The following is a 12,322-nucleotide window of genomic DNA, read 5'->3' as shown; positions in this document are numbered from 1 at the left end:
GCGCGTTTTTGGGGGGTGTGTTTTGGTCGACCGGCCTGTGTTCCTCCTTCAGGTCTGTAGAGCCAAGACCGTTAGGGCACACACCGATTTAGCTCACTGCCTGCCGACTTGAGCAAAGCCAGAATAGCGGGGGCTTAGGCCCCTCAAAGATTTTTGTTGCGTCAATTGAGGCCTGAAGATTTGCGGCCTGGAAGGGTGGGTTAAGCGCGATGCGCCCCATCCGCCAGAGATTTTACAAACTCCAGCACTTCGGTTGTGGATTTGCCTGCGCCAATTTGGCTGACAATGGCCGAGCCAACCACAGCACCATCTGCCACCGAGGCGATATTCTGTGCTTTTTTTGGCGTGTTGATACCAAAGCCAACGATGACGGGAAGATCTGTGCTGGCTTTGATGCGCGTCACCTCGGGGCCCACATCGGTGGCCTCTGCTTCTGCGGCGCCCGTTATGCCGGTAATGGAAACATAATACACAAATCCGGATGTGTTTTGCAGGACTTTAGGGAGACGTTTATCGTCTGTCGTCGGGGTTGCGAGCCGGATGAAGTTCATCCCTGCTGCCTGTGCGGGAATGCAAAGCTCACTGTCTTCTTCAGGCGGCAAGTCAACGACGATCAGCCCGTCAATCCCCGCAGCTTTGGCATCTGTGAGAAACGCCTCAACGCCGCGAGAATAAATAGGGTTGTAGTAACCCATCAATACGATCGGCGTGGTGTCATCGGTCCTGCGAAACTCAGCCGCCAGATCGAGCGTCTTCTGGAGTGTCATGCCGCCATCAAGCGCGCGCTGACCTGCCAACTGAATGGTTGGCCCGTCTGCCATAGGATCCGTGAAGGGCAGGCCCAGCTCAATGATGTCAACACCAGCGCCCGGTAGCCCTTTCACGATTTCCAAAGAGGCACCGTAGTCTGGGTCTCCAGCCATCACATAGGCCACAAAGGCCTTTTTGCCTGCGGCATTCAGTTCAGCGAATTTGGCGTCGATACGAGTCATCGGCGGATCCTTGTTTTTCGGTCACCTTCATGTGCCGGAAGGTGCGTGGGAAATCAATCCCACGCAAGACCGTTCGCAAGGTCGCCCTAAAAATTATAGTGGTAACGCAAGCTCAGCGTATTCACACCGGGATTGTCATCCCCAAGGCCGCCATTGGATTTGTGCTGAAGCGCAAGTGAGATAGCGGCTGTGTCAGTAACCTTGCGTCCAACTGCAAGCAAGCTGCGGAATTCTAAGGTATTGCCGAGGTCATTGCGTCGGTCGCCATCGGTGTACAGGCCAGGCATAAAGCTGAATTCAGCGAACCACTTTTCGTTGAAGTCATAGACGCTGGAAATACCAGCCCCTAGAAATGCGTCACCCTCTTGATCCACCGTCAAAACGCCGCCGGCGGCAAGTGTCCATCGGCCGAAATCTCTAAACGGGTCAAAGTGATATTCAATATCAAGCTCGACCGTATCGTTCGCGGCGCCGTCGGAGAAATCTGCGTATCCCAATCCAACGACAAGTTGCTGCGAAGCCACTGGAGTGGCGACTAAAATTGCAGCGGCTATTGGTGCCAGAAGTTTCATGTGCGTGTCTTTCCGTCTAGAGAGTCGCCTCCTGTCTTCCCCAAGGTCACCTCTGCGAGAATTCATCTCAGAGGTCAAATTGAAAACGCACCGCATCACGTGGACTTGAAGTTGTGTGATGCCTATTAGCTAAGTGTCTCATTTCTAAGCGGAAGCATCAGTTCACTTGATGTCGCTGCGGGCCGTAAGCTCGAAAAGAAGGCTTCTGAAGCGCCTGTTGAAAGCGCGCCATTTTTGTCCAGAAGTCGTTATTTTGAAGGGCTGATATGTCACGTGGCTTGCGTCACCGCTGGACTCTGCCTATGAGCAGCACAAACAAGAGACAGGAGACCGGACATGGGTTTCAAAATGGGCATCGTCGGATTGCCGAATGTTGGCAAATCCACGCTCTTTAACGCGCTGACCAAAACCGCAGCTGCGCAGGCGGCAAACTTTCCGTTCTGCACCATCGAGCCCAATGTGGGCGAAGTGGGCGTGCCGGATGCGCGCCTTGATAAACTGGCAGCCATTGCGCAATCCAAACAGATTATCCCGACCCGCATGACTTTTGTGGACATTGCTGGCCTGGTGAAAGGCGCCTCCAAGGGGGAAGGCCTTGGCAACCAGTTTTTGGCCAACATTCGCGAAACCGACGCGATTGCCCATGTGCTGCGCTGTTTTGAGGATGGCGATGTGACTCACGTGGATGGCCGTGTGGATCCGGTGGCGGACGCGGAAACCATCGAAACCGAGCTGATGCTGGCCGATCTGGAAAGCATTGAAAAACGCCGCGCCAATCTGGTGCGCAAGCTAAAGGGCAATGACAAAGAGGCTCAGCAGCAGGACCGACTGCTGCAAATGGCACAGGAAGCGCTGGAAAACAGCCAGCCCGCGCGCGTGGTTGAGGTCGATGAAGACGATCTCAAAGCCTGGAAAATGCTGCAGCTGCTGACCACCAAGCCAATCCTTTATGTCTGCAACGTGGGTGAAAGCGAGGCCGCTGAAGGCAATGCGCATTCTGCCGCTGTGGCGGAAATGGCTGCCAAGCAAGGCAACAGCCATGTCATCATTTCTGCGCAGATCGAAGAAGAGATCAGCCAGCTTGAAGACGAAGAAGCGGCTATGTTCCTTGAGGAGATGGGGCTGGAGGAGGCCGGTCTGGACCGTCTCATTCGTGCTGGCTACGAACTCTTGCAGCTGGAAACCTATTTCACAGTCGGGCCCAAAGAGGCGCGCGCCTGGACCATTCGCCGAGGCACCATGGCACCGCAGGCGGCCGGGGTGATCCATGGTGATTTTGAAAAGGGATTCATTCGCGCGGAAACCATCGCGTACGAGGATTATATCAACTGCGACGGTGAAAGTGGCGCCAAGGAGGCTGGCAAAATGCGGGCCGAGGGCAAAGGCTATGAAGTGAAAGACGGAGACGTCATGCACTTTCTGTTTAACACCTGATTGCGACCGCCCCATTCAGTACGAAGATTGGCCCGTAGATTTCTGCGGGCCTTTTTTTGTGGATGGACGATTTATTAACCTGCCTGAGGTTCGAGTGGAGATTGACCGGGAGTGATGAAGAATTAGCGTCCTTACGTCAGTTATGCTGTTAAAACACGCATAAGATGTGCGGCGCGCCACTTGGCGCGATTATTTTTTGTGCTTTCTGGGGAAATTTGTTCAATTATTGATCAGTGTCACTGGATTTTTTGTCTCTCACCCGCGTGAAAATTGCCAACACGCCGCGCGTGTCAAAGGGTGATGTCGCCAACCGCAGGACGGGATGTCTTAAGAAAGCGGAGGGTGTGTGACGGCCCACGAATTGGACCTCGGTAAAGCCGCCACACGGATGCAACAAAAGTTGCGGGATCAGGTAATGGAAACGCGCGCTTGGGCGCAAGCGTTTCTGCGCCATCCCCGCAGGGAGAAATTTATGACCTTTCTGAAATCCACGCTCGCCGGATCTCTGGTTTTTGCTTCGCTCGCAGGTGCGGCGATGGCGGCGGAAGACACCATCAAAGTTGGCGTGCTGCACTCGCTGTCTGGCACCATGGCGATCTCTGAAACCACCCTGAAAGACACCATGTTGATGCTGATTGATCAGCAAAACGCTAAAGGCGGTCTGCTGGGCAAACAGCTGGAAGCGGTCGTGGTGGACCCTGCGTCTGATTGGCCGCTGTTTGCGGAAAAAGCCCGCGAACTGCTGACCGTGCACGAAGTTGACGTGATCTTTGGCAACTGGACGTCCGTGTCTCGCAAATCCGTGCTCCCAGTGATCGAAGAGCTGAATGGCCTTCTGTTCTACCCGGTCCAATATGAGGGCGAAGAAAGCTCCAAAAACGTCTTCTATACCGGCGCAGCTCCAAACCAGCAGGCGATCCCGGCAACCGATTACTTCCTCGAAGAACTGGGCGTTGAAAAGTTCGCGCTCTTGGGCACCGACTATGTGTATCCACGCACTACGAACAACATCCTTGAATCCTACTTGAAAGACAAAGGGATCGCGGACGACGACATCTTCGTGAACTACACTCCTTTTGGTCACTCTGACTGGTCCAAAATTGTGGCAGACGTCGTTGCGCTGGGTGCGGACGGCAAGAAAGTCGGCGTGATTTCTACCATCAATGGCGATGCGAACATCGGCTTCTACAAGGAGCTGGCAGCTGCTGGCATTTCTGCCGATGACATCCCTGTTGTGGCCTTCTCCGTTGGCGAAGAAGAGCTGGCGGGTCTGGACACCTCCAACCTCGTGGGCCATCTCGCGGCGTGGAACTACTTCCAGTCCGCTGACTCTGAAGTGAACGCGGAGTTCGTGGAAACCTGGAAAGCCACCATGGGCGAAGAACGCGTGACCAACGATCCAATGGAAGCTCACTACATCGGCTTTAACATGTGGGTGAATGCGGCAACTGAAGCAGGTTCTACCGAAGTGGATGCTGTGCGCGCGGAAATGTATGGTCAAGAATTCCCGAACCTGACCGGCGGCACCGCTGTGATGCTGCCCAACCACCACCTGGCGAAGCCGGTTCTGATTGGTGAAATTCAGGAAGACGGTCAGTTTGACATCATTTCCCAGACCGCAGAAGTGCCGGGCGATGCGTGGACAGACTTCCTGCCAGAATCCGCAGTTCTGGTGTCTGACTGGAAAGAGCTGGATTGCGGTATGTACAACACCGAAACCAAAACCTGCGTTCAGACGCTGTCCAACTACTAAGGTTTGACCTTTTGGGGGCGCGATGACCTGCGCCCCCTTAACCACTCGCGCGGACTTCCTCACATGAGACAATTTTTTTTGGCGGGCCTTGCCTTCTTGGCCGCTTGCCTGATTTCGCCCGGCTTGGGGCAGGCGCAGGACGCCTTGATCCAGCCTATACTACAAGAGCATCAGGCGCTTATTGTGAAGAGCTCGCGCAAGACCATTAGCCCGGCAATTGATGCTGTGGCCAGCTCTGGTTTGCCGCAGGCACAGTCCGTACTTGAGGTTTGGGCCGCCAAAAATATGTGGCAGCGTAAATCCGACGGCCTGTTTTTTATTGGTGAGAAAATTGATAGCAAGACCTACGCGCTGACGGATTTTGACAGCGGCGAGCTGCTCGGTGAATTTCTCAAGTCGGACCTCAAACAGCTTAAGCCTAATAGCGGCATTCGCGCGCTGATCGGCACGGCATTGGTGCAGTTCCAGCTGAGCGATCCCGATATTGAGGCTCGCCGCGCGGCACTCCTGTCGATCGAGCGCGATCCAGAAGCCAGTTTGCTTGCGCCGCTGCGCGCCTCGATTGAAGGGGAAACGGACGCTGGGCTTAAGGCACAGAAGCAACGTCTCGAACGGTTGCTGACCATTGGCTATGATGAAGACGAGACCGCGCGTTTGGCCGCCATTTCCGATATGTCGGGTGATCTGGGCGTGGATGTGCGCGCAACGCTCAATCCGCTGCTCACAACCAAGCGCGATGTGGTTGTAGGTGCTGCGCCAGAGGGCGCGAACATCGCTGCGCTTCTGAGACCGGGGCAGGGGGAGTTTGATCGCCTCGCTGCCTATGACATGCTTGTCGCCAAAGGCCTCGCGCCCGCACGCATCAGCAAGGATGACATCCGCACCCAGCTTGCCGCCCATATCGACGGCGCGCGCGTTGGCGGTGTGCCGGTGGCGCAGCTCAACACCGATGCCAACCGTCTCGCGGCTTACAATGCGCTCGCAGAGGTAGGCACCGTGCCCGCCTTTGCCACTGACACCGCAATTGAGGCAGCACTTGCCGCGCACACTTTCTTTGATGTCTATCTGGAACCGTCCAAGGCAGTGACCGATGCCGCCACGGAAGCACTGAACGACATAGAGCTGAAGGTGGGCCTCAACCAGACGCTCGATTTGACGCTGGATGCGGTGTCACTCGCATCGATCTACTTCCTCGCAGCCATTGGGCTCGCCATCACATTCGGTGTGATGGGCGTGATCAACATGGCGCATGGTGAATTCATTATGATGGGCGCCTACACCGGTTACGTAGTGCAGCAGATCATTCCCGATCATACGGCTTCTATCATCGTAGCGATCCCAACGGCCTTTGCGGTGACCTTTGCCGCAGGTGTTGCCATGGAGAGACTGGTAATTCGTTGGCTGCAGGCTCGCCCGCTGGAGACCTTGCTGGCCACATTTGGTATTTCCATTGCCCTTCAGCAGCTTGCAAAGAACATCTTCGGCACTCAGGCACGTCCACTTACGGCACCGGGCTGGCTGGACGGTGCTTGGGTCATGAACGATGTGGTGTCGATCTCCTATATCCGGATTGCGATTTTCATCCTCGCCCTGATCTTCTTTGCGGCCTTCCTCTACATCATGAAACGCACGCGCTTGGGGCTTGAGACCCGTGCGGTGACCCAAAACCCGCGTATGGCGGCCTCAATGGGCATCAATCCGGATCGCGTGAACATGCTCACCTTTGGGCTGGGTTCCGGCATCGCAGGTATCGCTGGCGTCGCCATCGGCCTGTTTGCCAAAGTGACCTCAGAGCTCGGCAGCGACTATATCGTGCAAAGCTTTATGACTGTCGTTGTGGGCGGTGTGGGCAACATCTGGGGCACACTTGCTGGCGCAACCATGATTGGCTTCCTGCAAAAGGGCATCGAGTGGATGAACCCATCCAACACGCTCGCCGCGCAGACTTACATGATCATCTTTATCATCATCTTTATCCAATTCCGGCCACGGGGCATCATCGCCCTCAAAGGTCGCGCGGCGGGGGACTAAACCATGCAGCGTAGTTTCATTGCCAAAAACCCATCCGTTCTGATTTTCCTGTCGATCCTGGCGCTGTTCACGCTGCTTGTGACTGTGATGTCTGAGGGTTTTGGAGTGGGGGGCATCTCCACCAGCTTCATCAAGACGCTGGGCAAGACGCTTTGCCTGTGCCTCATCGCCCTCGCGATGGATTTGATCTGGGGGTACACAGGTATTCTCAGTCTCGGACATTTCGCTTTCTTTGGCCTCGGCGGCTATATGATTGGTATGTGGCTGATGTATGAGCGGACCCGTTTGATTGTGGTCGACAGCCTCACTAGCACCGAAATCCCTCCCACAGACGGCGAAGTTATCGATGCCATCGGCAACCAGATTTTCGGCGTTGTCGGGTCCAGCGAGTTCCCTTTGATCTGGGCTTTTGCAGACAGCCTTACGATCCAGCTGATACTTGTGCTGCTGGTGCCGGGCGTGCTCGCGTTGATCTTTGGTTGGTTGGCATTCCGCAGCCGGGTGACAGGGGTGTATCTGTCGATCCTGACCCAGGCCATGACACTCGCACTTGCGCTCTATCTGTTTCAAAACGACAGCGGCCTGCGTGGCAATAATGGTCTTTCCGGATTGCAAAACCTGCCCGGTGTGACCGCCTCACAAGACCATGTGTCGCTATGGTTTTTCTGGGCATCTGCGGCAGCTTTGGGGGCAGGCTACGTGTTGTGTGCTTGGCTGGTAAGCGGAAAATTTGGATCTGTCATTCGCGGTATCCGCGACAACGAAGCCCGTGCGCGATTCCTTGGGTACTCTGTGGAAACCTACAAGCTGGTGATTTTCACGCTTACGGCCTGCATCGCAGCAGTCGCGGGCGCGCTGTATTATCCGCAAGCAGGCATCATTAACCCTGCAGAAATTGCACCAATCGCTTCGATCTATCTTGCGGTTTGGGTCGCTATCGGCGGACGTGGACGGCTCTATGGCGCTGTCATTGGTGCGGCTTTTGTGAGCCTGCTGTCCACATGGTTCACTGGCGGGCAAGCTCCGGACATTAACCTTGGGTTTTACACCATCAAATGGGTCGATTGGTGGCTGGTTTTGCTGGGTCTCTCTTTTGTTCTCGTGACGCTATTTGCACCCAAAGGCATTGGCGGCCTTTTTGACATCGTTACTGAGCGCCGCGCCGCAAAGGAGGCAAACCAATGAGCACACTTCTTGAAGTTTCCGGCGTCTCGGTTACCTTTGATGGCTTTCGCGCAATCAATAATCTGTCGTTCCAGATTGGCGAGGCTGAAATGCGCGCGGTGATTGGCCCCAATGGCGCGGGCAAAACCACGTTCATGGACATCGTGACCGGCAAAACCAGACCGGATGAAGGTCGGGTGATCTGGGGAGAAAAGTCGATGAGCCTTCTTGGCATGAATGAAGCCCGGATCGCACAGGAAGGCATTGGGCGCAAATTTCAAAAACCCACGGTTTTTGAGGAACAGACGGTGCAGGAAAACCTGCTGATGGCGCTTAAAAAGCCCCGGGGCTGGTTTTCAGTGCTCACCTATCGACCGAGCGACGCTGATCTCGCCAAAGTCGATGCACTGGCAGAGGAAATCGGCCTGCGTGATCAGCTGACGCGGACTTCTGGCGAATTGAGTCATGGGCAAAAACAATGGCTGGAAATCGGTATGTTGCTTGCGCAAGATCCAAGCTTGTTGCTGGTTGATGAGCCGGCTGCAGGGATGACGCCTGCAGAGCGTGAGCACACCACCGATATCTTGGTGGAAGCCGCTAAGACCCGAGCGGTTGTGGTTGTTGAGCATGACATGGAATTTGTCCGCCGTCTCAATTGCAAAGTGACGGTTTTGCATGAAGGCGCTGTTCTGGCTGAGGGCAGCCTTGACCATGTGACCTCCGATCAAAACGTGATCGACGTCTATCTGGAGCGTTAAGATGCTGACACTTAAAGATATCACTCTGCACTATGGCCACTCTCAGATCCTGAACGGGATTTCCATGGAGGCTCAAAAGGGTGAGGTGACCTGTGTTATGGGCACCAATGGCGTGGGAAAAACCAGTTTGATCAAAGCCATCTCTGGCACTCATCTGCGTTCTGGTGGAGCGCTCTCGCTGGATGGTGAAGCCCTCCCACCTCTACCGGCGCAAGCTCTTGCGCATAAAGGTGTTGCATACGTTCCGCAGGGGCGTGAGATATTTCCTCTGCTGACAGTGCGAGAGAATATGGAAACCGGGTTTAACTGTCTGCCGAAGGGGGAGAGGGCTGTTTCGGAAGAGATGTTTGAGCTCTTTCCGGTGCTCAAGGAAATGCAGGGACGCCGTGGAGGGGATCTATCTGGCGGCCAACAACAGCAGCTTGCCATTGCACGCGCACTGATCACAAAACCCAAACTCCTGCTGCTGGACGAACCGACAGAGGGTATTCAGCCCAATATCATTCAGCAGATTGGCGAAGTGATCAAACTCCTGCGTGACAAAGGTGAAATGGCCATTGTTCTAGTGGAGCAATATTTCGATTTTGCCTATGGGTTGGCGGATCAATTTGTGGTTCTGCGGCGCGGGGAGGTGATGCTTTCAGGTGCCAAAGAGGAGTTGAACCGCGAAAAATTGCTGAGCAGTGTTTCCGTTTGAGGCAGGTTCGAGGTCAGAAAGTTACTGCATTACCAGCGATAGTGTTGGTTGCCAAATCGAGAGCTAGACGTTGCGGTGCTGGGCCGTTGGGGAATGTTTGCTAGAGACTGGCAAGGCTTGAAGGATCGGATTTTGTTGATTTAACAGCCATCGCTTCCTAGCTTGGCCGAGCTCATATCCGACGGCAAACCGGATGGGATCATTTTGTCGAAGTCATCGCAGAACGTGCGGCGCCGCTCGCTTCTGGAGAAGAAGGTCTGCTGAGTCTACGCGTGGTAGATGCCATTAAAAATGCCACTCGTTCTGGAAAAGCGATGACGTTGAGAACCTTTAAAGACCAGTGGCGCAGGTTTTGGTGAGTGCGAACAGCAGCTCACCTTGGTAATTTAAAAATTTCCGCGCGCAAAATAATTTGATGCCTCAGGAAATTTTTGTATCTTACCTGCCAAAGAACTTGGAGTGGAATTCATGGCGGGCGAGAAAATTCGAAACATGGAAGAATTCGCCCGCATGAGCGGGATTTCTCGGCCGACGCTTTCGAAGTTCTTTAATGACCCAACAAGTGTCAGAGCAAGTACGCGCTCCCGAATTGAGGCGGCGCTAGAGCAGTTTGATTATCGCCCGAATATCTATGCGATGAACCAGAACCGTAAGCTCACAAAGAACATCGGGATCGTGGTGCCATTGCTTTCAGATCCCTATTTTGCCGAAATTGCGCGCAATCTTGAACAGCGCTGCATTGCGGCTGGCTATCGCCCGACATTGTTCAGCTCGCACGGCGATACGGCGCTCGAAGTTGAGGTGCTGCAAACCTTACGCTCATTGAAACCTGCGGGGGTTTTGCTGGCACCGCTGGGGCGGGCATCCGACACTAAAGCGTTAGAGGCGTTTTGCGCTGAGGTCCCAACGCTCATTTTTGACAGCAGCGTCGAGGAAATAGGGCTCTCCTTTGTCGGATCAGACAATGTGCAATTCACCACGCACATAACAGATTATTTGTGCCGGACGGGTGAGCCGCCCTGTTTCTTTGAAATGAGGACGCCAGCCAATCCAAATGCGCACCGTCGCCGCCAGGCCTATATCACGGCTATGGAGAGCTTCGGCCATACACCCGAAGTGGTATCTGTCGACGGTGAGGGGTGGGGCTTTGAGGAGATTGGACGGCTCGGAGGCCATGAAGCGCTCAAAAACAAATGGTTCTCGACAAACACTATCCTTTGCAGCAACGACCGCCTTGCCATTGGTCTTTTGACCGCATGTTACGAGCAGGGCGTGCGTGTCGGAAGGGGACAGGACTGTGCGATTCGGGTCGCAGGCCAGGACGGTCATCCCCATTCTCGCTATACCTGCCCGCCGCTCACCACAATTTCTCACAACTATGATGCGGTGTCTCAAACGGCTGCAAATGCTTTGTTTTTGGCCATAGAAGGCCAACTATCTCCTTGGAAAAGCACGCGTTTGGAAGGGCAGCTCATATTGCGTGATTCAGCTTAATGGTACAAAATTTACGCGCGTAAAATTTTTATTGACGCCGCGTCGTGTTGAGAGCTAGCCTGTTTCCACATCCAAACAGGGAGGAAACCGGATGTCCTTTAAAAGCACACTTTGTGCTGCGACCGCGCTTTCGCTGATCACAGCAAGCGGCGCTTTCGCAGACGGCCACTCCAAAACGATCACGATCGCCACCGTCAACAATGGCGATATGATCCGCATGCAGGGCTATACAGACGAATTCACCAAAGCGACCGGTATCGACGTCGAGTGGGTGACGCTCGAGGAAAACGTCCTGCGTCAGCGCGTAACAACGGATATCACCACCAAAGGTGGGGCTTTCGACATCATGACAATCGGCATGTACGAGACCCCGATTTGGGGCGAGAACGGTTGGCTTGTCGCACTGGATGATCTTTCTGAAGAATATGATGTTGACGACATCCTGCCTGCGATGGCGGGCGGTCTTTCCCACAACGGTACGCTCTATGCCGCACCATTTTATGGCGAAAGCTCCATGATCATGTACCGCACGGATCTGATAGAAAAAGCCGGGCTGGACATGCCTGAAGCGCCAACTTGGGAGTTTATCGCTGAAGCCGCGGCTGCGATGACCGACCGGGACAACGAAATTAACGGGATCTGTCTGCGCGGTAAAGCGGGCTGGGGCGAAGGCGGAGCGTTCATCACCGCAATGTCCAATTCCTTTGGTGCCCGTTGGTTTGACGAAGACTGGAATGCCCAGTTCGACACTGAAGCTTGGGCCAACACGCTGAATTTTTACAAAACTATGATGGATGCGGCGGGCCCAACTGGCTACGCAACCAACGGTTTCAACGAAAACCTGTCGTTGTTTCAACAAGGCAAGTGCGGCATGTGGATCGATGCGACGGTCGCCGCAAGCTTTGTGACGAACCCAAAAGACTCGACCGTTGCGGACAGTGTGGGTTTTGCGCTCGCACCGGATACGGGCCTCGGCAAACGGTCCAACTGGCTCTGGGCTTGGGCGCTCGCCATTCCGGCTGGTACACAACAACAAGCAGAAGCCAAACAATTCATCGAATGGGCAACCTCAAAGAGCTATATTGAATTGGTTGCGGCCAACGAAGGTTGGGCGAATGTGCCGCCTGGTGCACGTACATCCCTATATGAAAACCCGAACTACCAGTCGGTACCCTTTGCCAAGATGACGCTGGATTCCATTCTGTCTGCCGATCCGAACGACTCCACGGTAGATCCCAGTCCATACGTTGGCATTCAATTTGCCGCAATCCCGGAGTTTGCGGGTATCGCGACTGAAGTGAGCCAAGAGTTCTCTGCGGCTTATGCTGGACAGCAGAGCATTGCCGTCGCGCTTGAAAAAGCACAGGCACTCACAAACGATGCGATGGAAGCCGCGGGTTACCGCTAAGCTCCCTATTCAGGTGGCA

At 54.6% G+C, this 12,322-nt stretch carries 10 protein-coding genes; 8 read left to right on the top strand and 2 right to left on the bottom strand.

What is annotated here, in order from left to right:
- Positions 1–200: 200 nt before the first annotated feature.
- Together trpA and J7412_RS16825 are read right to left on the bottom strand one after the other, a co-directional pair.
- Entirely contained in the window at positions 201–992 is a 792-nt protein-coding gene (gene trpA / locus J7412_RS16830) for a tryptophan synthase subunit alpha (RefSeq protein WP_209079685.1), read from the bottom strand.
- A gap of 86 nt (positions 993–1,078) precedes the next feature.
- Complete coding sequence (locus J7412_RS16825) at positions 1,079–1,564, bottom strand: acyloxyacyl hydrolase (RefSeq protein ID WP_209079684.1); 486 nt, start codon at positions 1,562–1,564, stop codon at positions 1,079–1,081.
- 336 nt (positions 1,565–1,900) lie between these two features.
- Here J7412_RS16825 and ychF point away from each other — a divergent pair, with 336 nt between their 5' ends.
- From ychF to J7412_RS16785, 8 genes are all read left to right on the top strand, one after another.
- A complete protein-coding gene (gene ychF, locus J7412_RS16820) occupies positions 1,901–2,998 on the top strand; it encodes a redox-regulated ATPase YchF (RefSeq protein WP_209079683.1) in 1,098 nt (365 codons plus the stop codon).
- Positions 2,999–3,470: 472 nt separating this feature from the next.
- The gene (urtA, locus tag J7412_RS16815; protein ID WP_209065597.1) at positions 3,471–4,751 is read left to right on the top strand and encodes an urea ABC transporter substrate-binding protein; all 1,281 of its coding nucleotides are present in this window, start codon (positions 3,471–3,473) and stop codon (positions 4,749–4,751) included.
- Between the two features lie 63 nt (positions 4,752–4,814).
- The gene (urtB, locus tag J7412_RS16810; RefSeq protein ID WP_209079682.1) at positions 4,815–6,782 is read left to right on the top strand and encodes an urea ABC transporter permease subunit UrtB; all 1,968 of its coding nucleotides are present in this window, start codon (positions 4,815–4,817) and stop codon (positions 6,780–6,782) included.
- 3 nt (positions 6,783–6,785) lie between these two features.
- A complete protein-coding gene (gene urtC / locus J7412_RS16805) occupies positions 6,786–7,967 on the top strand; it encodes an urea ABC transporter permease subunit UrtC (RefSeq protein ID WP_209079681.1) in 1,182 nt (393 codons plus the stop codon).
- On the top strand, positions 7,964–8,704 hold the full coding sequence (urtD, locus tag J7412_RS16800; protein WP_209079680.1) for an urea ABC transporter ATP-binding protein UrtD: 741 nt from the start codon (positions 7,964–7,966) through the stop codon (positions 8,702–8,704). Before urtC ends, urtD begins: the two co-directional genes overlap by 4 nt.
- A 1-nt stretch (position 8,705) precedes the next feature.
- Positions 8,706–9,401 (top strand): urea ABC transporter ATP-binding subunit UrtE, encoded by a 696-nt coding sequence (urtE, locus tag J7412_RS16795; protein WP_209079679.1) that lies wholly within the window; start codon positions 8,706–8,708, stop codon positions 9,399–9,401.
- A 468-nt stretch (positions 9,402–9,869) separates the two neighbouring features.
- Complete coding sequence (locus tag J7412_RS16790) at positions 9,870–10,895, top strand: LacI family DNA-binding transcriptional regulator (RefSeq protein ID WP_209079678.1); 1,026 nt, start codon at positions 9,870–9,872, stop codon at positions 10,893–10,895.
- Positions 10,896–10,986: 91 nt separating this feature from the next.
- Complete coding sequence (locus J7412_RS16785) at positions 10,987–12,303, top strand: sugar ABC transporter substrate-binding protein (RefSeq protein ID WP_209079677.1); 1,317 nt, start codon at positions 10,987–10,989, stop codon at positions 12,301–12,303.
- The last annotated feature ends 19 nt before the right edge of the window (positions 12,304–12,322 follow it).

The sequence above is a fragment of the Shimia sp. R9_3 genome, assembly GCF_017743755.1.
In the GTDB taxonomy this organism is placed as follows: Bacteria; Pseudomonadota; Alphaproteobacteria; order Rhodobacterales; family Rhodobacteraceae; genus Shimia.
Note: the sequence above shows the minus strand (reverse complement) of the source record. Positions and strands in the feature narration are given on the sequence as shown.

Excerpts from the sequence above, each read along its gene's own strand:
- J7412_RS16825 (WP_209079684.1), bottom strand. The coding sequence starts at position 1,564 with ATGAAACTTCTGGCACCAATAGCCGCTGCAATTTTAGTCGCCACTCCA.
- urtB (WP_209079682.1), top strand. The coding sequence starts at position 4,815 with ATGAGACAATTTTTTTTGGCGGGCCTTGCCTTCTTGGCCGCTTGCCTG.
- urtE (WP_209079679.1), top strand. The coding sequence starts at position 8,706 with ATGCTGACACTTAAAGATATCACTCTGCACTATGGCCACTCTCAGATC.
- ychF (WP_209079683.1), top strand. The coding sequence starts at position 1,901 with ATGGGTTTCAAAATGGGCATCGTCGGATTGCCGAATGTTGGCAAATCC.
- J7412_RS16790 (WP_209079678.1), top strand. The coding sequence starts at position 9,870 with ATGGCGGGCGAGAAAATTCGAAACATGGAAGAATTCGCCCGCATGAGC.
- trpA (WP_209079685.1), bottom strand. The coding sequence starts at position 992 with ATGACTCGTATCGACGCCAAATTCGCTGAACTGAATGCCGCAGGCAAA.
- urtA (WP_209065597.1), top strand. The coding sequence starts at position 3,471 with ATGACCTTTCTGAAATCCACGCTCGCCGGATCTCTGGTTTTTGCTTCG.
- J7412_RS16785 (WP_209079677.1), top strand. The coding sequence starts at position 10,987 with ATGTCCTTTAAAAGCACACTTTGTGCTGCGACCGCGCTTTCGCTGATC.
- urtC (WP_209079681.1), top strand. The coding sequence starts at position 6,786 with ATGCAGCGTAGTTTCATTGCCAAAAACCCATCCGTTCTGATTTTCCTG.
- urtD (WP_209079680.1), top strand. The coding sequence starts at position 7,964 with ATGAGCACACTTCTTGAAGTTTCCGGCGTCTCGGTTACCTTTGATGGC.